Source organism: Algibacter sp. YIN40 (genome assembly GCF_057219435.1).
The window spans coordinates 1,391,594-1,412,511 of sequence record NZ_JBXVVC010000001.1 but is presented as its reverse complement, the minus strand read 5'-3'; the positions used below and the strand labels follow the sequence as shown (position 1 = coordinate 1,412,511).

The following is a 20,918-nucleotide window of genomic DNA, read 5'->3' as shown; positions in this document are numbered from 1 at the left end:
AACTATGAGGAAACTATTAATTCTACTTCTTATAATAGTCAGTTATAGTAGTTGTAAATCTTCGAAAAAAGCAAGAAATTCAAAAATAATTACAAAAAAGTCAACAACTAGAGATGTTTCAAAAAGTAGAACTACGGAAACTTCTGAAATAACATCATTGGAAGACCAAATTATTAACTATGCTAAAACATTTGAAGGCGTTAGATATCGATGGGGTGGTACTGATAAATCTGGAATGGATTGCTCTGGTCTAGTCTTTAAATCTTTTAAAACACATGATATATACCTCCCTAGAATTTCCAGAGATATGGCTAAAAAAGGAGTCGAGATCAAATTGAAGGAAACACAAAAAGGGGATTTATTATTTTTTAAAACTGGAAAAAGTAGAAGGAATGCTATAAATCATGTCGGGCTAGTAATTGAAATAAAAAACAATGCTATTTATTTTATTCATTCGACCACTTCAAAAGGCGTTATTATTTCTTCTTTAAATGATGATTATTGGAAATCTAGTTTTACTGAAGTGCGTCGGATTTTATAAGATATTTCTTATATTAGAGCGCGATGCGCTTATTGAATTTTACTATAATAAAACTAACCATTTGCCTAATAATAGGCATCATCATTGGATATTCACTTGCAATTCCATGGGAAACGACCTTATACGTTTCACTTGCAGTATTTTCCTCATTACTTATTTCATATTTAGTAGCTAGAAAACAATTTATAAAAACAATTTGGTTTGGTATGTTAGCCTACCTTATTATGATTTGCTTCGGAATCTTAACTGTAAACTTTCATAATCAAAAAAACTTCTCTAACCATTATTCCAATTATCTTGATGTTGAAAGCGACTCCACCCAACAAATCACTATTCGGATTAGGGAAGTGCTTAAACCTGGTAATTATTATGATAAATACATTGTTGATGTCCTAAAAATTAACAATATCTCAACAAGCGGAAAATCTTTGCTAAACTTCGCTAAAGATACGTCAAAAGTTCCTTTAAGCGTAGATGAAATCTACATCAGTCAATCACAATTTAAAGATTTGATTCACCCCTTAAATCCACATCAATTTGATTATAAAAACTATTTAGACAAACAATACATCTACCATCAATCTTTTGCACAGAGTAGCTCCCTTTTAAAAATAAACACCCAAAGCGAAACACTATTTGGAATCGCAGATAATATCAGAAAACACATTAATTCTAAATTAAAAACGTATCCTTTTCAACCTGATGAACTTGCAATTATTAATGCGTTAATACTTGGCCAACGACAAAATATAAGCAAAGAAGTTTATACCAATTATACGAATGCTGGAGCTATTCATATTTTGGCTGTCTCTGGTCTTCATGTTGGTATTATTTTACTCATACTAAGTTTTGTTTTAAAACCTATCGAGCATTTAAAACACGGGCGGTCAATCAAAATAGTTTTACTTGTTTCCATTCTTTGGTCTTTCGCAGTAATAGCTGGATTATCTGCCTCGGTTACTCGTGCGGTAACTATGTTCAGTATTGTAGCCATAGCTATGAACTTAAAACGACCGACAAACATTTACAACACCTTAGCTATTTCTATGTTTGTAATACTGCTATTTAAACCTTTGTTTTTATTTGATGTGGGATTTCAGCTTAGTTACCTTGCCGTTTTTTCAATTGTTGCCATTGACCCGTTGTTATACAAATTATGGAAAACCAAATATTGGGTTTTTGATAAATTATGGCATACACTAACGGTTACTATATCAGCACAATTTGGAATAATACCTATTAGCATATTTTATTTTCATCAATTCCCTAGTTTATTCTTCATTTCAAACTTGGTTATTATTCCAGTACTTGGAATTATCTTAGGGCTTGGTTTACTTATCATCACGCTTGCGACGATTAACTTGTTACCAAATTTTTTAGCAGAATTTTATGGAAGGATCATTAGTCAAATGAATCGTTTTGTTGCATGGGTTTCTAATCAAGATTACTTTTTAATTAAAGACATATCGTTTAATCTATTATATGTTATTACCAGTTATATCTTGATAATTTCCATAGTACGGCTTTTTATAAAACGAAATTATTTTAGTCTAAAGTTCTTTTTAATTTCAATCTTATTTCTTCAAGGTGCTTTTATAATAACTAAATATAATAAACCTTCAAATGAGCTTATTATTTTTCATAAAAGTAGATATAGCCTTATTGGAAATGTTACTAATAATAGTATAAGCGTAGCACATGATTTTGATACAATCACAACATCAGCAAATAAAATAATTAAAATTTACGCGGTAGAAAGTCATACAAAGACAATACTCAAAGACACATTAAAACCTTTTTATGTATTGAATGACAAAAAAATACTAGTTATAGACAGTCTAGGTGTTTACAACTTAAAATCTTTTAAACCTGACTATGTGTTATTAAGACAATCGCCTAAAATTAATTTGAATCGTGTGATAGATTCTATACAACCAAAACAAATTATTGCAGATGGCAGTAACTACAAATCTTATATAGAACAGTGGAAAACTATTTGCCAAAAAAAGAAACTCCCTTTTCATCATACTAATGAAAAGGGAGCTTTTATTATAAATTATTAGTTTGGATTGAACACTTTAAAGCAACTAATTAGCCTTTAAATTCTGGCTGAAATGCCTTAGCATAAGCCGTAAACTTTGCTTGCGTATCCATATCTTTATAGTCATTATCTTTAAATAATTTTAAATATAATTCTAAGTCTTGAGGTTTTTGATACCCCTTTATTGGAGCGATTACTTTCCCTTTTTCATCAACAAATACTATGGTTGGGTAAGCACTCACTTGGAAATACCCTGTTAATTGATGAGCCGAATTACGTCTATTAGCATTTGCTGGATTATAGTTTGGATTTTCAAAGGTCTTTCCATCAAAAGTAACGACATCATTACCTTCACCGTTAAACTTAACCGCATAATAATGTTCGTTTACATAATCTGCAACATCATTATTATGGAACGTATTTTTATCAAGCATTTTACAAGGTCCACACCAATTCGTGTAAACGTCTATCATTATTTTTTTAGGCACTTTCTTTTGAAGCGCAACCGCCTCTTCTAATGACACCCAACTAATCTCTTGCGAAACTGAATTCGTACTTATAAAGCAGCACGCTACCAGTAAATATATGACTCTTTTCATAGGCTTATTTTTTAATAATGTTATTAGCAACAGCCAACCATTCTTGAGTACCTCCACGAACATAACCCGTGCTACCAAGACTATTTAAATTCATTTTGCCGTCTGGCTTTTTTTCAGGATTAACAAAAAAGATTTTTGGATACCCTCTTACATTAAATATTTTTTGTAATTGATAATTTTGAACTTTAACAGATTGCTCTTGAGCTGTTCTTCTTGGAAAATCTAATTCCATAAGCACTACATTGTCTTTTGCCCAAGCTTCAAAATCTTTAGTAAGTAATACTTCACGTTGTAATCTTTTGCACCAGCCACACCAATCTGAACCAGTAAAAAACATGAGTACAGGCTTATTTTCATTTATTGCAATTTCGGAAGCTTTGGTCATATCTGTATGCCAAGTTACTTCTTGAGCGGTGCTAAAATTGTAAGTGCCAACCAATAATAAACATGTAAATAATATCTTCTTCATAATCGTATATGTTGCAAAAGCTATTCCGAACTTACAAAAAAAGCTCCTAAACAGGAGTTTTTTGAGTTAATTTTAACTATTTATTCGATTAACGAACACCATGCATGAGTTTTTTAAGTAATGGATGAAGTAATAAAGACACAAGTCCCAAACCTATTGGTATAAACGTAAAAATCAAGAAGAAAAAAGAAAGACCATGTTCACTTGTTATTTTTTCAATATCCCCACCTACGTAATGGGCTAATTTATTACCAATTGCGATAGCTAAGTAATAAACACCAAACATGAATGCTATCATACGTCCTGGAACTAGTTTGCTAAGATAAGATAGCCCCATTGGGCTTAAACACATTTCCCCTAATGTATGAAATAAATATGCTAGTACTAACCACGCCATACTTAAACTGGCCGTTTGAGCACCTAATGGCACATCTTTAGCACCAAATGCTAGGAATCCAAATCCAACACCTAAAAGAGCGAGTCCTAAAAAGTACTTCACAGAAGCTGGCGGATTATATTTACTATCCCACCATTTAGTAAAAAGTGGCGCAAACATTATAATAAAAAGTGAGTTCAATATTGCAAACCAAGTAATTGGAACTTCTGTTTCGGTAGAATGAAATTCAATATATAATTTATATAAAACAATAGCCCAAACAATAACAAAACTAAAACCAAGAATAATATTTGATAAACCAATTCTGTTAAATGTCTTTCTGAATAAACTTAACAGCACATAAGTAATTACGCAGAGCGGTACTACCGTAACTATTAAGTCAACAATTTTAAACGTTGTTGCTGCTCCACCTTCCAAAATTCTATTTGTATAATCTCTTGTGTATATTGGTAAAGATCCTGCGGCTTGCTCAAATGCAGCCCAGAAAAAAATAGTAAAAAGGCAAAATATTGAAAATGCTATCATTCTATCCCTCTCAATAGCAACATATCTCGGTATTCTAACAATTAGAAGTAAAATAAACGTAATTGCTGCAAGTAAAGCAAAGAATAAAGAATCTGTCATTCCTACAACGGTAAAATTAAAGGTATAGATATTTCCAATTTTACTTAAGGGGTCATTAATAATAAAAATAAGTGCAGAAACAATAAACACGGCTATAAGAATATAATCTATAGTTAAAAATCTGTTTAACCTTACTCCTGTGCTTGATACTACTTTTGAATTATTTGTTAAATCATCAATTAAATCAACATTTTCGTTTTCTGGCTTTGCACCGATATCCCCAAATAGTGATTGTGCATAATGAAACTGAAGCATACCTAATAACATAAAAATTCCAGCAAGTCCAAAACCATAACTCCACCCTATTTTTTCACCTACCCAGCCACAAAGCATAATTCCTATAAATGCACCAGCATTAACCCCCATATAGAATATATTATAGGCCCCATCTTTTTTCTCATCATGACCCTCGTACATTTTAGAAATTATAGAGGTCATATTAGGTTTAAAAAAACCATTTCCAACTATTAAAAATGCGATACCAATATATAAGAAAGTTGGCGTTTCAACAGCCATAGAAGCATGTCCTAAAGTCATTAACAGCGCACCAATAACTACAGCCATTCTATAACCAATTTTATTGTCCGCTAGCCAACCTCCAAGTAAAGGTGTTAAATAGACGAGCATTGCGTAAGTTCCTAAAAGTGACAATGCAGCTTCAGAAGTCCATTCCCATCCAGGGTTATCTCCAATAAGTGCACCTGTTAAAAATATCACCAAAATTGCACGCATCCCATAATAGGAAAAGCGTTCCCACATTTCGGTAAAGAATAATACAAATAATCCTGAAGGATGTCCTAAGACCTTATCCTTAAAAAAATGATCGGTTGTGTTTTCTGTCATATTAAAAGTATTAAATAGAAAGACCTCATAAAAGTTTTATGAGGTCTATATTTAGTTTAATTAATTATCTGCTAATTCAAAACCTTCTGCTTCATCATAAATAACATGTTCATCATCTTCAGCTCCATGAGTTAAGTGTTCTAATTTTTTTCTTATGGCTAACACCAAAACCCCTAATACAACACAAAAAACTGCAATTCCAGTAAAAATAGTGTACTCTCCAAGGCTTTCAGACCATTCCCCAAGGAGCCCTGCTAGCTTACTTCCAAACCCTGTCATTGCAAAATAAATCCCCATCATTAATGAGGCATATTTAACCGGAGCTAATTTAGTAGTATACGATAATGCAACGGGAGATAAACAAAGTTCACCAACAGTATGAAAAAGATATGCTAACACCAACCAATACATTGCTGAAGAACCTGTAGATTCAAATTGTGCTGCGGCGGCTGTCATAAAAAAGAAACCTAGCCCCATGATTATTAAGCCTAAAGTCATTTTATATAGAGAAGTAGAAATCTTATTGTGCAATTTTCTTTTGGCCCAATATCCTGCAACCGCTGTTCCTAAAACAACAATAAAAAGAGCGTTTAAAGACTGAAACCAAGTTGCTGGGACTTCCCATCCCATTAGCATTCTATTTGTTTTTTCGGAAGTATAAATATTCATTAAGCCTCCTGCTTGCTCAAAAGCACCCCAAAAAACAATTACTAGTAAAAATGAAAGGAGTAAGACGACTACTCTATCCTTTTCAATTTTTGTAAGCGGTCTATTCATTGCTGCTTTTTCTTCAACATTTTTAGATTCCCCGAGGAAATTCCCAACATGTTTCAAATGTTTCTGCCCAACAACATATTGTATTAAACCCAAGGCCATACCAATTCCTGCTAAACCAAAACCATAATGCCATCCATGAACTTCACCAACATATCCAACGATTATACTTGACAAAAACGCGCCTACATTAATACCAATGTAAAAAATTGTAAACCCTTTATCTCTCCTGATATCACCTTGTTTATACAAGCCTCCAACCATAGTCGAAATATTTGGTTTAAGCATGCCAACACCACATACTATTAATACCAAACCTGTATAAAAAGCCCACATTGCTTCTATAGCCAATATACTATGTCCTAAAACCAATAAAATCCCCCCAACTAATACTGCCTTTTTCTGACCTAAAAGTTTATCGGCAATAATTCCTCCTGGAATCGACATGACATACACCATCATAGTATACCATCCATATAAAGCCAAAGCTTCACCATTTGACCACCCTAATCCAGAATTGGCGTCGGTTGTTAGCCCAACTAAATATAATACCAAAATAGCACGCATTCCATAATAGGAAAAACGTTCCCACATTTCGGTAAAAAAGAGGACAAATAATCCTACTGGGTGTCCAAATAATTCCTTTTCTTTCATTGTCGCTGAATTTGCCATATATATAATTGTTAGTTAGTATTCTATCCTTTAATTCTCACTTTTTCTTCTACTTCAACTTTCTCGTTATCATCTCTCTTGTCACCTAGTTTATCATGTATAAACTTTGTCATTTTTTTGAATAAATGCAACCTTGTGTTCCCACCAAAAATGCCATGATTATCATCTGGATACACTGCCCAATCAAAAGGTTTATTTGCTTGAATTAAAGCCTCTGCCAATCGCATTGTATTTTGTAAATGTACGTTATCGTCTGCAGAACCATGTACTAAAAGAAAATCACCTTCCAACTTGTCAACATGGTTTATAGGTGAATTATCATCATAACCACTTGCATTCTCTTGCGGTGTGGTCATATAGCGCTCTGTGTAAATCGTGTCATAAAAACGCCAACTTGTTACTGGTGCAACTGCTATTGCCATTTTGAAAACATCATTGCCCTTAAACAAACAGTTGCTACTCATAAAACCTCCATAGCTCCATCCCCAAATTCCTATTCGGCTAGCGTCTACATGTGGCAATTCTCCTAATTGTTTAGCCGCCGCAATTTGGTCTTCAACTTCATATTTACCTAATTCGTTTTGTGTCACTTTCTTAAATTCAGCTCCTTTTAAACCAGTACCTCTTCCATCTATACAAACTATTATATAGCCCTCTTCTGCTAAATGTTGAAACCAATAGTCGTTTGCACTATTCCAACTATTTGCAACCGACTGTGATCCCGGTCCAGAATACTGCGTCATGAAAAGTGGATACTGCTTTGAAGCATCAAAATCTGCAGGTTTAATCGTCCACATATTTAAATCGTTCCCGTTGATATGTATTGTACTGAATTCTTTTTTTGAAGTTTTATAATCTGAAAGTTTTTGAGACAATACATCATTGTCTTTTATACTTTTTATAAGATTTCCTGATGCAGCACTATTTAAAGAATATTCAGGTGGGGTTGATGCACTTGAAAATGCATTAATGAAATATGAAAAATCCGCACTAAATGATGCGTTATTAGTGCCTTCACTTTTAGTCAACCTTTCTTTGTTGCGCCCATTAAGTTTAATTGAATAAACATCACGATTTATTGAGCCGTTTTCTACAGATTGATAAAATATTTTATTGGTGTTTTTATCATAACCATAATAATTAGTTACTTCCCAATTTCCCTTTGTAACTTGATTTATCAGTTTACCATTTTTATCGTAATGATAAATATGATTATAACCATCTTTCTCACTTGTCCAGATAAAACTATTATCTTTTAAAAAAGTTAAATTATCCGTAACATCTAAGTATGCTTTGTCTTTTTCAGCTAAAACCAAATTAGACGCATTAGTTTTGGCATTAATCATCCACAAATCCAATTCATTTTGATGTCTGTTCATGTAATGCGCACTCAAAACATCAGGATTATTGGTCCATTTAATGCGTGGAATATAAAAATCGCTATATATTTTATTAACTTTTACTTTATTTATCTCTTCCGTTTCAAGATTATAAATATGAAGCAACACCAAAGAATTAGCTTCTCCAGCTTTGGGGTATTTGAATACCTCCTGGGTTTGATACAATCCTGTACCATAAACATCCATAGAGAATTCTGGCACGACAGTTTCATCAAATCGAATAAATGCTATTTTATTACTATTTGCATTCCAATCAAAAGCTCTAACAAAAGCAAATTCCTCTTCATAAACCCAATCGGTAATGCCATTAATTATTTCATTCTTTTTGCCATCAAAAGTAAATTGTAGCGTTTCACCAGAATTTAGGTTTTTAACATATAAATTATTCGCTTTTGCGAATGCCACTTTAGTGCCATCCGGTGAAAATGTAGGTTCTTGAATTTTGTCTTCCGAAATTAAATCAAGTGAACTATCACTTACGTTATAAACGTAATAATTACCAAGAACAGAGCGACGAAAAATAGATTCTTCATTAATCGCCAAAATAATTTTTTGCTCATCCTTACTAAAAGTATAGTCTGTAAAATATGGCAAAGCGTCAAGATTATTAGAACTAACTAAAGTCTTTACTTTTTCTAGTGTTTTGTAATCATAAATATCAATTGATGTACTCCTTAAAGTTCTATCAAAATTTAAAACCGAATATTGCTGTCCATTCTTCATGGAGTGCAGCACATCCATACCTTCAGTGCTAAAGGTTCCATTCCAAATTTCTTCTAAACTAATTTCTTTTGTTTGTGCCGATATTATTGTGGATAGAAAAAGGCAAATACTAAGGGAAAGTTTCAGGTACTTCATTTGTAGATATCTACTGTTTTAAAATGATTGAATATAACATATTAGCAAGTCAAAATCATTAAATTAAATAATGAATATAGGGCATTTCGTTAAAAAATATGTTTATTTCACAAAATGATGTCAAGTTTACTAAAAATTATGCAAAAAACCGTAATTATTAACACTTAAATGACTTGCTAAAACAAGATATTCAATATTCATACCAAGAGTCTTATCTTTGCACCATAAACTAATTTTATGAGTAAATCTATTGCTGGTTTTTCCAAATTGTCTAAAGAAAAAAAAATAGACTGGATTGTTAACACCTATTTCTCAGATTCGGAAGAAGCCAGGAATATTTTAAAGCAGTACTGGAATACTAACCAAAAGGTGCAACAATTACATGATGAGTTTATAGAAAACACCATTACTAATTACTATTTACCATTAGGTGTAGCTCCTAATTTTCTTATAAATAACAGACTCTACACCATCCCAATGGCAATTGAAGAAAGCTCCGTTGTTGCTGCTGCGAGTAAGGCGGCTAAATTTTGGTTAGATAGAGGTGGTTTTAAAACAAAGGTGATTTCAACAACTAAAATAGGTCAAGTTCATTTTATTTTTAAAGGTGATTTTTCTAAGCTAAAATCCTTCTTCGAAGAAGTGAAACCAAAACTTTTAAGTGATTCGAAAGACCTTACAAAAAATATGGAATCGCGAGGTGGTGGCATACTGGATATTGAATTACGCGATAAAACAGAAAACATAGATGGTTACTATCAGCTTCATGCTTCTTTTGAAACACTGGATGCTATGGGTGCCAACTTTATAAATTCTTGTTTAGAACAGTTCGCTAAGACTTTTAAGAATGAAGCTTTAAATTTTGCTTCTTTCTCTGAAGACGAAAAGCACATTGAAATTGTTATGAGCATATTATCTAACTATGTTCCCGATTGTTTAGTTAGAGCAGAAGTTAGTTGTAAGGTCGAAGATTTGAATGAGAATGATACTATTTCATCAGAAGAATTTGCTGCCAAATTTGTTCAAGCTGTTAATATTGCAGAAATAGAACCATATCGTGCTGTAACGCATAATAAAGGTATTATGAACGGTATTGACGCTGTGGTTTTAGCTACAGGAAATGACTTTAGAGCTGTTGAAGCTGGTGTACATGCCTATGCAGCAAGAAAAGGAAGTTATAGCAGTTTATCACATGCCAAAATAGAAAACGGCATTTTTACTTTTTGGATGGAAATTCCTTTGGCACTAGGTACCGTTGGAGGGCTAACCAAATTGCATCCATTAGTTAAATTATCATTAGAATTATTACATCATCCATCAGCCAAGGAACTCATGCAAATTGTAGCGGTTGCTGGTTTAGCTCAAAATTTTGCAGCACTACGATCTCTAACTACTACTGGTATTCAGCAAGGGCATATGAAAATGCATTTAATGAATATATTAAATCAATTTGAAGCAAGTAACGACGAAAAAAAGCTCTTAACTGAGTACTTTAAAACAAATACTGTAACACATAGTGCTGTTGTTGACGCTATAAATAAGCTAAGAGTTACAAGTGATAAATAATATGCTTTACAGAAGTAACGGAAAATTATTACTCACAGGTGAATACGCAGTTCTAGATGGTGCTTTGTCTCTTGCTATTCCTACTAAATTTGGTCAGTCACTAGAAGTTGAAACTATAGATGAACCAAAAATCATTTGGAAAAGCTTAAATGAAAAAGGTTTGGTTTGGTTTGAAGATGAAATTTTAATTGAGAATGTAACATTTCGACCTCACTCATCAGAGGATAAGCAAACAGCTCACAATGACATTTCAAATAGATTAATTCAAATTCTAAATACTGCTAAAACTTTAAACCCCAATTTCTTAAATAAGAATATTGGATACAGAATTACTACAAAATTAGATTTCCCTAAAAATTGGGGACTTGGAACCTCATCTACCTTAATAAATAATATAGCTCAATGGGCTAAGATCGATGCTTACAAACTACTTGAATTAACTTTTGGCGGAAGTGGATATGATATAGCATGTGCTAAGCATAATATGCCTATATCTTATCAGCTTCACTCTAATGATAAATTTGCAAAAAGAAATATTGAAGAAATTGATTTTAATCCTTCATTTAAAGAACATATCTTCTTTGTTTATTTAAACAGAAAGCAGAATAGTCGAGAAGGTATTAAACATTATCATGCTAACAAAGAAAACTCAAAATCGGTGATAGCAGAAATTAATGAAATTACAAGTAAAATGATTTCTTGTGATTCTCTGGAAACTTATGAGAATTTAATAACTAGGCACGAAAATATAATTAGCAAACTAACCAAACAAAGACCTATTAAAGACTTATTATTTAATGATTTTGTGGGTAGCATCAAAAGTTTAGGTGCTTGGGGAGGCGATTTTATTTTAGTCACTTCTAAAGTGAGTCCAACATCTTATTTTAAAAATAAAGGATTCAAAACCATTATCCCTTATGTCGATATGGCATTATAACAATAGAAAAGAGCCTCGATTAACGAGGCTCTTTTCTATTCTATGAACTGCAATTTTTCTCTATTGAACTTGAGAAGCAGCTCTGTTATCTTCAATGTCAGCAGCCTCTTTTAATGCTTCAAATACTTTAGTGTTTACTGCACTTGTTTTTTGTTGTGCTACTCTATTTGCAGAAGCTTGATAGTTATCTAATTCTACTGCTGGAGTTACTTTAGTTACTTCAACCATATATACCCCATTTTCTCCTGCGACTAACTTTGAAGTCTCACCTTCATTTAGTCCAAATGCTGTTCCAACAATTAATGGCTCACGTCCAGCTCCAGAAATAGTTGGAGTTTTCATTGTAAGTGCTGACGCAGATTTTGCTGTTGTATTTTCAGCAGCAGCTAAATCTTCTAAATTAGTAGCAGAAATACGATCCTTGATAATTTGTGCCTTTTTCTCTTTACGAATTGCAGGTAGCGCTGTAATAGAGGCATCTTCAACAGACATAAGTCCTTCGTCATGTTTTGCAACTAATTGAACAATAGCATAACCGCTAGGAATATTAAAACGTTTGATATCTCCTTCTTCTGAAGCATCTTCAAAAGCCCAACGTACAATACTTCTTTGGCTGCCTATACCCGTAATATTTTCATCTAAAGCTTTAATACCGTTTATTGGACGTACTGTGTATTTACTATCTGTTGCTGTTGCTTCGTAATCTTTTTCGGCTACTGTAATTTCGAAATTAGAAGCATCTCTAAATACTTTATTTATAGTAGCTTCTGAAGGCTCTATCGTTCTAGCAATCGTACCAACTTTCACTGCACGATTTTCATTCTTTTGACCTTCAATTTCAATAATATGAAAGCCAAAAGCTGTTTTTACAACACCTAAATCACCAACTTTACCTTCGAATTCAAAGTCATTAAACTCAGGAACCATCGTGTTATATGGATGCCAATCATATCGACCCTCTTTTTCTAAACTTCCCTTATCCGCAGAAAACTCTTTAACTAACTCTGGAAACTTTGAACGATCCGATTTAATTACAGCTAAAAGGCTATCGGCCGTTACTTTAGCTTGAGTCTCTGTTTGGGTTATCTGAGCATCCGCACTTTGCGATCCGATAAACGGAATTAAAATGTGTCTTACTTTAGCAGAATCAGGAATGTTTTTCTCAGCAATTATCTTTGTCAACTTAAAGCTTCCACCATCTTTATAAGGTCCGTAAACTTCACCAACATTTAATTTAAATATACTATCAGTATGTGCTGCAGGCAAACTTGCCTTAAACACAAAACGATCGTTTAACTTCTCGGTAGAACCTGCAATTAAATTAATATAATCGGCATGATTTTTTACTTTTGAAAAAGCTACGATTGTATCTTTTCTTCCAGTTTCATCTACGAATCTACCATTTAAATACGTCTCAAGATCTGCTTTTATAGCATTCTCATCTTCAACTGTCGCTACTTCTTTAAATTCAACATATCTTATATCTCTTGAAGCTTCAACTTCATATTTCTTACTATTTTTTTTGATATATGATGAAATATCAGACTTATTAACAGTTACTGTGCTATCTGGAATAGAAGAGTAAGGTATTTGCACATATTTAATGTCTACTTTATTACCCTGTAGTTTGTGCTCTAATTCACCCTCAGCTAAGGTTCCTGTTAAGCCTGCTTTCACTAAGTTAAAGTAATTTTGACTTAAGGTACTTGAAGCTAATTGCTTTTCGTAGTTTACCCAATCAGAATAAGTTAAAGGTTGGCCACCAAAAAAACCTGGTTGTGGCGAGATATCTTTTAAATTTGCAATAAACTCGTTTAATTTATTTTCATCAAATAATCCAGCTTCGTTTAAAAATTCTGGCCTCGTTGCTAAAGATGTTTTTAAAATATCACGCATTTGGTCTTTCTCAACAGAAATTCCTAATTCATCATATTGCGTTTCCATAACCGCCTTTCTAACTTCTTGATCCCACACACGGTTCATTACTTGTGTACTTGTAGCGTTTGGTCCAGCTTGTCTTTGAGCTGCCTCTACCTTTTGTAAAAAGTCTTCTCTTGTAACATCTTTCCCATTTATGGTTGCAACAACATTTTGTGATTTCGCCGTAAGAGCATCACTGTTTTTGAATAAATCTGCTAACACAAAAGAAAATAATGCTAACGCTATAATTAAGATTAAAAAAAGTGAACGTTGTCTAATTTTATTTAAAACTGCCATCTGTCATTTAAATTTTATATTCCAAAAGGGAAAATTGCTTGTTAATTTGCTTGTCAAAAATTGCGATTTGACAAAAATATCGTGCGCGAAAATACCATTTTCTATTTAATAATAAAAGGCTTAACTGGGTTTTGTTTATTGAAAATTGTTATGCCAAGTCAAAGATTTCAAGCTGTTAAATAAGATATACACTAGGTACACCTAATGATTAAAGCACACGGTACACTAAAATCTAACCTTCTTCCAAAATTTTGAGTTCTACAAGATCAATTTTGGTAGTTGAAACTTCTAAAATTGAAAATTGAAAATTTTCAATAATTACAATCTCGTTTTGTTCTGGTATTTCTTCGGTATGATTAACAATTAACCCCCCTAAAGTTTCGTAATTCTCGTTTTCTGGAAGATTCAATTTATAGGTTTCATTTATATAATCAACTTCTAAACGTGCCGAAAGATTGTAGGTGTCATCTTCTATTTTCTCTTCTATTAAATCGACTGTATCATGCTCATCTTCTATTTCTCCAAAAAGTTCCTCAACGATGTCTTCAACCGTCATAATTCCTGAAGTACCACCATATTCGTCTAAAACTACTGCAATACTTTTGTGCTTTTTAGTTAATACATTTAGCACATCTTTTATAAGTACCGTTTCAGGTATAAACTCAACAGGAAGCATTGCTGATTTTATCGTTTTTGGTTTCTTGAAGAGCTCAAAGGAATGTACATAGCCCAAAATATCGTCAATAGTTTCTTTATAAACCAATATTTTAGTGCAACCAGTGTCTGTAAAAAGTGCATTTAAGGTTTTTATAGACTCGTTAATTTCTACAGCTATAATTTCTGTACGAGGTACCATAACTTCTCGAGCCTTAACTTCTGAAAACTCTAAGGCATTTTGGAAAATTTGAATTTCGGAATCTACTTCTTCATGCTCCTCAACCGATTCCATTTGTTCACTAATGTAGTTACCTAATTCTACTTTAGTAAATGCCAATTGAATTTGATCGCCTTCCGTTTTAAAAAACCATCTTAAAACAGTATCTGATATCCACATTACAAAATCTGAAACCAACGTGAATAAAACATAAAAAATATAGGCAGGTAACGCTAATGCCTTTATAAGCGTGTTAGAATAAATTTGAAAAAATACTTTTGGTAAAAACTCCGCAGTAATTAATATTACAATGGTAGAAATAATAGTTTGTGAAAGTAAGCTTAAATCGCTTAGCATATAGTTTATAAAAACCGAAGAAGTTGGAAGCAAAGACAGAAACCAATTCATTAATAAGTCTCCCATAAACAAACCATAAATAACTAAAGCTATATTATTACCAATAAGCATTGTAGCTATAAATTTAGATGGCTTTGCAGTGAGTTTTGCCAATATCTTAGCCAAAAGACCTTCCTGTTTCTTTTCGATTTCTATATGAATCTTATTTGAAGACACATAAGCTATCTCCATACCAGAAAAGAAAGCTGAAAGCAATAAGGAAAAAATGATGACTATGACCTCGGTACTCATTTAGTTTGATTGATCTTTTTTATCAAACTTTTTAGCAAACTTTCTTCTAAAGAAAAACATGAATATAGCAGTAGCACTCAATAATAAAGATGCGTAAGCAACAATACCTTGGTTAAAATATTTATCTAAGGCATCATAAATAAAAAGTGCTGCAAATATTAAATAGGCATATTGAAAAAACTTTGAATATTTCATTGGTAAGATTTATTTGCAAAGATAACTAAAATAAGAAATGCTTGTTATTCATCTACGCTAATTATACCTGTAACCTCTAACACTCTTGCATTTGTGAATTTCGTGTCTGAATCGAATCCATTACCATTAATAACATCGGAACCCGTTCTAAAGGTGACTGGTTTGTTTGTGAAGAGCCATTCTCGTTTTTGATCGTAAAATAACTGTTCGGCATATAACGTATCTTTACTATGAGTTGCAATTCTAACATTACCTTGCAAATCAATTAAATCTGTTTTATTGTAGACAATCGCATAATCTGAAACAATAACACTTTTTTGATTTTTATCATCGAAAACATCTAAAATAATACCATCGGGAAATTCATTAAATGCAAACTCTCGATTGGAATAATCTAACATTTTCGGGCTAAGCAGAATTGCTTTTATTTTACCTGAATCTGTATATTTTAAATTAATATTTTCGGCAACCCCAATAGGTTCGTTTTCTGAAATACCCATTTTTTGGACATCATTAAAGTTGTCTTTGCATGAAAAAAACATAGTCACCATAAATATGGTGACTATGTTTAAAAAATTATATTTTAAAAATATTTTCATTTATATATTTGGAACTTTTACAGAAGAACCAATCCAACATCCTATACTAATTGTTTGACCTGCATTACCAGCACTAAATATTTCTGCTTTTGTAGGTGCTTTAGCTGTGTAATTTGCAACCGACTGAGAAGCTGCTTTTTTTAATGTAGCATCTACTCGTGCTGCTTTTCTAGCTTCGTCTGCTGCTAACCAATAAACCGCTCTTTTATTAAAGTTAGAATCACCACAATTCTTAGCACTAGCAGCATACATACCTGCTATAGACAAATATGGGCGTCCGTTGGAAGGATTCAATTTCAAAGCTTCTCTAAAGAATCCTCTAGCCTGACCGTATCGGTGTTTAGCTTTTAATTTTAAACCTATTCTATTGTTAAGTTTAGATTTTTTGAAATCGTCTGTTTCTAAATCAATTGCTTGCTTATAAAATGCAATAGCTTCATTTGGTTTTCCTTCTTTATCTTTTAAGATCCCTAAGTAATATGCAGAATTTGCAGAAGGGCTTAACTCATGATATGCATTTACTAGCTTGAAAAATAATGGATCGTCTGTACATTCTTTTTCAGACATTTTTCCAGCAGCTCTTTGTAACCATAAAGCATCACCTTTATTAGTTTCAAAATCTTTAGTATATAAAGGAATTAAGTTTTCGCAATTTGCTCTATCACCTAATTTAGAATCGATACTACCAGCAATTTTATCATAAGCTTTTAAGTAGCTTTCATAAGATTTTTTATATCTTTTCACCTTACTTGTTAAAGGAGTTCCAGCATCTTCCTTAGCAATTAACTTATTTACTTTACTTGAATAATTTTTAACTTCATCTTCAACTTTTTCAACAACATCATCATATTTATTAAACAAATCAGAATCTGATTTCTTTTTAGCATCAAACAAATCTACCATTAAAGAAAAATAAGTATACAAACTTTTAGGGTTTGTAAACGTAGCTTTATCTAGCTTATAAGCAGCATCATAGCATTCGTACAATTCTACATCTGTTTTTCCAAGAGCCTCTTTATTGTCGTACATTAATTGACAGGCTTTTGCTGCATATTCTCCTTTTGCTGTTTTACTAGAAAAATACTGTGCCCGTTGTTCCCAAAGTTTTAAAAGATCGTTGATCTGAGTTATTTGATCTGCACCAGAGGTCTTCTTTATTTTATCCTTTAATATTTTTTCTCCATCTATATAAATGGCATTATTAAATTTTGGGCATTTGTTTCTTACTGCCATCCAAGGCTCATAAGCTGCATCATAATTTTTAGCTTTTACATATTCGTGAAATATGGAAAGCTTGGTCATACACTCTTCGTCTTGTTGTGCAAAACTTATATTTAATGCTAAAAATAATAGTGTTAATAATGTAATTTTCGTCTTCATGATATTAATTTTATGCTGTTAGTTATATTTCCTTTTAACAAACCATCTATCGTTCAAAGATAAACTTATTTGGAAATTTATAAAATTCTCTTCTATTAAGTTGCTATTAGTAGTCCCACGTTTTCCAATCTCTACTCCTAGATTTATATTTGAAAACGATGTTACTGCGCCAACTGGTAATCCTACCCCAAAAGATATGCCAAACTCATTAATAGACTCGTTATTTATGTTTAAACCTGTCTTTTCGTAGCGTAAACCACCTCTATAAACAGCTCGTTTAAAATATCCGCTAAACGAATTATATCGAGGAATATAAAAGCCTCCTAAAGAAAATGTAGAACCATCTTCGTAAGTTGTAGCGCTACTTGTGTACAAAGGATTAGAAAAATTACTAGTTTTTTGAGATGTATACTCTGCACCCACAAACCATTTTCTAGGTTGCCCTATTCCTGCACCAAGGGACAGCTTAGATGGTAATGTAAGATCTGTTTCTAATAAACCTTGGGCTTCTAAATCTGTTTCTATAGTATTTATTACAAATTCGTTACCATTAGAGCCTAGAGAAACAGTTGAAAAAGATCGTTCGTTTTTAGAAGTCAAACTACTTTCTGGTGTAAATGTAAGCCCAGAAACAAATTCTAATTTCTCATTTAACATCGCGCTATAAGACAGTCCTAAATTAAAACTTAATCCACTTAAATCAGATCTGTTGTTTTCACGAGACTGGTATTGCAAAGGCACATTATCTGTGTCATAATTAATCTCAATAGTACTGTTTTGTATATTACCAAAGTTATAATTAGCATCTATACCAATACTTAATCCTTTAGCAATTTGATAACCAACACCTAAATATGTTTTATTTAAACCACCTTCTCCTTGAAATCTATTTTCAATATCACCATTGCCATTTAGAGACTCTAGTTTATACCCTACCGATGTAAATGGTAAAATTCCAAACCCAAATCCGAATTTTCCAACAGGAACAGAGAGAGCTAAATAATCAAAAGTTGTAGAGGTTGCGGTTCCTTCAGAAGAACTACTTTTTAAATCTATAGAAGAATAACTCCCTCCAACCGAAAACTTTACAGGTCTACTTTCGTTTCCATAAAAATTTAAATTGTTGGTTGCATAAGATGCTGGGTTTCTCAAATTCACATGGATACTATCATTGTAAATACTTATACCTCCCATACTTCTATTTTCAACAGTACCTTTAAATTTCAAGCTTCCAATACCGTAAAAAGAATATGGTGAGGCCGTACCCTCTTGTGCGTAACTTTGAATTGCAAAAACTGCAATAAAAACTAATACAAGTTTTTTAATCATTAATTTGAATTAAATTGTAAAATATAGTTCAATCCCTCCAATAAGAAATTCGAGTTGGCAAATATGCTACTTTTTAATTGTTTAGACAAGAATTTAGCATCTCCTCCTGTTAAAATTACTGTTAAATCTGAATATTTTAGTTTATACGTATTAATTACGCCATCAATTTCATTAAGAACACCATAAATAACACCTGAATGAATAGACTCTTGAGTTGATTTACCAACAATCTCCTTTGGCATTTCTGTATCTAACAACGGTAAATTTGCAGTTAAATTATTTAATGCTTTATAACGCATTCTTATTCCTGGTGAAATAGCGCCACCTAAGTATTCGTTTTTTACGGTTATAAAATCGTAAGTAATGCAACTACCCGAATCAATAATAAGCACATTTTCATCTGGAAATTTTAATACCGAAGCACTTACTAATGCCAAACGGTCTTTCCCTAAAGTTTTGGGCGTTTTGTATTTATTTTTAAACGGAAGTTTGGTTGTAGTATCTAAAACCAGTAAACTAATCTTGTCTCTTATCTCCTGTAAATGATCAACGTTCACTTCACCAACCGAAGAAATTATACCCTTTTGTATTAATGGGTAGGCCTCAATTAAAGCTACAACATGCTTCAGAATATATGCAGGTTTTACTGTTTTTTTCTTAACAATTTTGCCTTCATTAAAAACGGCGAGTTTTGCAAACGTATTTCCTACATCTATTATTAAATTCATTTTTCAAGAAAAGGTCAAATTTACAAAAATTAAGCCTTGTAAACGCTCTTATTTAATGAGATACAATTTTTAAGATGTGTAATAAAAAATAAACTACACTATTTTTTATAATTTTCTTTTGGTGAATAATAAAAATGAATATATTTGCATCCGCTTTGGCGAGGTACCTTAGCTCATCCCGATAGCTATCGGGAGGTAGCACAAAGGCCTTCAAAAGTGATGGTACCTTAGCTCAGTTGGTAGAGCAAAGGACTGAAAATCCTTGTGTCCCTGGTTCGATTCCTGGAGGTACCACTTTTAAAGTTTATAAACCCTTGATTATCAGATGATATTCAAGGGTTTTTTGATTCTTGCTCTAGAATATTGCCTATACAATGGTTAACTAACCTTTTCTCTTAAAAAAGACTATCACTTCAACTATTGAAAGTTATAAATATTGTCTATTTTTAAAACAGTTAATTATATTCAAAATTGTACATGACAATACTTCTAATTATTCTAACAATAACAATCGTAATCTTTGTTTGGGGTAAATTCACACCAGATATTGTGGCACTAATGTCTATGTTGAGCCTGTTTTTATTTGGCATTTTAGATCTTTCTGAAACACTTAGCGGGTTTAGTAACCCTACCGTAATAATGATTGCCTCGCTATTTATTATTGGCGAAGGTCTATCTCAAACGGGATGGACAGCATTAGCAGGACAAAAATTTGTAAAATGGGCAGGTAAAAGCATTCCCAAACTATTAGTATTAGTCACCTTAGGCTCTGGTGTTTTGTCTGGTTTTGTAAGCAATACCGGAACTGTTGCTACATTACTACCAGTTACTGTATCTGCCGCATATAAAATGGGTACATTGCCTTCAAAACTATTAATGCCTGTTGCTTTTGGATCAAATACTGGTGGCTTATTAGCATTAACTGGAACCCCTCCAAATATTATTGCTAGTAATGCCTTAGTAGAAAAAGGATTCGAATCCTTTTCATTTTTTGAGTTTGCCCTCATTGGGTTGCCATTACTACTTATTTCAATTTTATATTTCCGCTTTATTGGTTATAAATTATTACCAAAAAACACCTCTGAAAATCAGCCAGTAAATATTGATTCTGAAATGCATCAATGGATTGAAAATTATAGCATTGATGAAAATATTTACCGTTTACGAGTACGTTCAATGTCTCCTTTACTAATACTACCATAGGTGAATGGGATTTCGATAATAAAT

General features: G+C 32.4%; 17 protein-coding genes and 1 tRNA gene. 6 read left to right on the top strand and 12 right to left on the bottom strand.

The window, feature by feature from the left end:
- Positions 1-4: 4 nt before the first annotated feature.
- Positions 5-541: a C40 family peptidase gene (locus AC2D6V_RS06475; RefSeq protein WP_484647245.1), complete on the top strand. Its 537-nt coding sequence runs from the start codon at positions 5-7 to the stop codon at positions 539-541.
- Between the two features lie 23 nt (positions 542-564).
- Entirely contained in the window at positions 565-2,604 is a 2,040-nt protein-coding gene (locus AC2D6V_RS06470; protein WP_484647244.1) for a ComEC/Rec2 family competence protein, read from the top strand.
- Positions 2,605-2,632: 28 nt separating this feature from the next.
- Here the strand turns inward: AC2D6V_RS06470 and AC2D6V_RS06465 are convergent, their stop codons facing one another.
- The 5 genes from AC2D6V_RS06465 to AC2D6V_RS06445 all read right to left on the bottom strand — a co-directional run bounded on the left by AC2D6V_RS06465 (position 2,633) and on the right by AC2D6V_RS06445 (position 9,218).
- Positions 2,633-3,181 (bottom strand): thioredoxin family protein, encoded by a 549-nt coding sequence (locus AC2D6V_RS06465; protein WP_484647243.1) that lies wholly within the window; start codon positions 3,179-3,181, stop codon positions 2,633-2,635.
- A gap of 4 nt (positions 3,182-3,185) precedes the next feature.
- A complete protein-coding gene (locus AC2D6V_RS06460) occupies positions 3,186-3,650 on the bottom strand; it encodes a thioredoxin family protein (protein WP_484647242.1) in 465 nt (154 codons plus the stop codon).
- 88 nt (positions 3,651-3,738) lie between these two features.
- Positions 3,739-5,514, bottom strand: coding sequence for a peptide MFS transporter (locus tag AC2D6V_RS06455; RefSeq protein ID WP_484647241.1), 1,776 nt, complete (start codon positions 5,512-5,514; stop codon positions 3,739-3,741).
- 60 nt (positions 5,515-5,574) lie between these two features.
- Entirely contained in the window at positions 5,575-6,960 is a 1,386-nt protein-coding gene (locus AC2D6V_RS06450; protein ID WP_484647240.1) for a peptide MFS transporter, read from the bottom strand.
- Positions 6,961-6,983: 23 nt separating this feature from the next.
- On the bottom strand, positions 6,984-9,218 hold the full coding sequence (locus AC2D6V_RS06445; RefSeq protein ID WP_484647239.1) for a S9 family peptidase: 2,235 nt from the start codon (positions 9,216-9,218) through the stop codon (positions 6,984-6,986).
- 237 nt (positions 9,219-9,455) lie between these two features.
- Here AC2D6V_RS06445 and AC2D6V_RS06440 point away from each other — a divergent pair, with 237 nt between their 5' ends.
- Both AC2D6V_RS06440 and AC2D6V_RS06435 read left to right on the top strand, forming a co-directional pair.
- Positions 9,456-10,784: a hydroxymethylglutaryl-CoA reductase, degradative gene (locus AC2D6V_RS06440; RefSeq protein WP_484647238.1), complete on the top strand. Its 1,329-nt coding sequence runs from the start codon at positions 9,456-9,458 to the stop codon at positions 10,782-10,784.
- A gap of 1 nt (position 10,785) precedes the next feature.
- Positions 10,786-11,721 (top strand): GYDIA family GHMP kinase, encoded by a 936-nt coding sequence (locus AC2D6V_RS06435; RefSeq protein ID WP_484647237.1) that lies wholly within the window; start codon positions 10,786-10,788, stop codon positions 11,719-11,721.
- Positions 11,722-11,781: 60 nt separating this feature from the next.
- Here the strand turns inward: AC2D6V_RS06435 and AC2D6V_RS06430 are convergent, their stop codons facing one another.
- The 7 genes from AC2D6V_RS06430 to AC2D6V_RS06400 all read right to left on the bottom strand — a co-directional run bounded on the left by AC2D6V_RS06430 (position 11,782) and on the right by AC2D6V_RS06400 (position 19,691).
- The gene (locus AC2D6V_RS06430; RefSeq protein ID WP_484647236.1) at positions 11,782-13,938 is read right to left on the bottom strand and encodes a peptidylprolyl isomerase; all 2,157 of its coding nucleotides are present in this window, start codon (positions 13,936-13,938) and stop codon (positions 11,782-11,784) included.
- Between the two features lie 232 nt (positions 13,939-14,170).
- Entirely contained in the window at positions 14,171-15,460 is a 1,290-nt protein-coding gene (locus AC2D6V_RS06425) for a hemolysin family protein (protein ID WP_484647235.1), read from the bottom strand.
- Entirely contained in the window at positions 15,461-15,655 is a 195-nt protein-coding gene (locus AC2D6V_RS06420) for a hypothetical protein (protein ID WP_484647234.1), read from the bottom strand.
- 44 nt (positions 15,656-15,699) lie between these two features.
- Positions 15,700-16,254: an LPS export ABC transporter periplasmic protein LptC gene (gene lptC, locus AC2D6V_RS06415; RefSeq protein ID WP_484647233.1), complete on the bottom strand. Its 555-nt coding sequence runs from the start codon at positions 16,252-16,254 to the stop codon at positions 15,700-15,702.
- Entirely contained in the window at positions 16,255-17,634 is a 1,380-nt protein-coding gene (locus tag AC2D6V_RS06410; RefSeq protein WP_484647232.1) for a hypothetical protein, read from the bottom strand.
- Between the two features lie 18 nt (positions 17,635-17,652).
- Positions 17,653-18,963, bottom strand: coding sequence for a BamG family beta-barrel-assembly machinery protein (gene bamG / locus AC2D6V_RS06405; protein WP_484647231.1), 1,311 nt, complete (start codon positions 18,961-18,963; stop codon positions 17,653-17,655).
- Entirely contained in the window at positions 18,963-19,691 is a 729-nt protein-coding gene (locus tag AC2D6V_RS06400) for a type III pantothenate kinase (RefSeq protein ID WP_484647230.1), read from the bottom strand. Before AC2D6V_RS06400 ends, bamG begins: the two co-directional genes overlap by 1 nt.
- A 221-nt stretch (positions 19,692-19,912) precedes the next feature.
- Between AC2D6V_RS06400 and AC2D6V_RS06395 the strand changes: the two genes are divergently transcribed.
- Both AC2D6V_RS06395 and AC2D6V_RS06390 read left to right on the top strand, forming a co-directional pair.
- Positions 19,913-19,985, top strand: a tRNA-Phe gene (locus AC2D6V_RS06395).
- A 183-nt stretch (positions 19,986-20,168) separates the two neighbouring features.
- Positions 20,169-20,894, top strand: coding sequence for an SLC13 family permease (locus tag AC2D6V_RS06390; RefSeq protein WP_484647229.1), 726 nt, complete (start codon positions 20,169-20,171; stop codon positions 20,892-20,894).
- Positions 20,895-20,918: the final 24 nt, after the last annotated feature.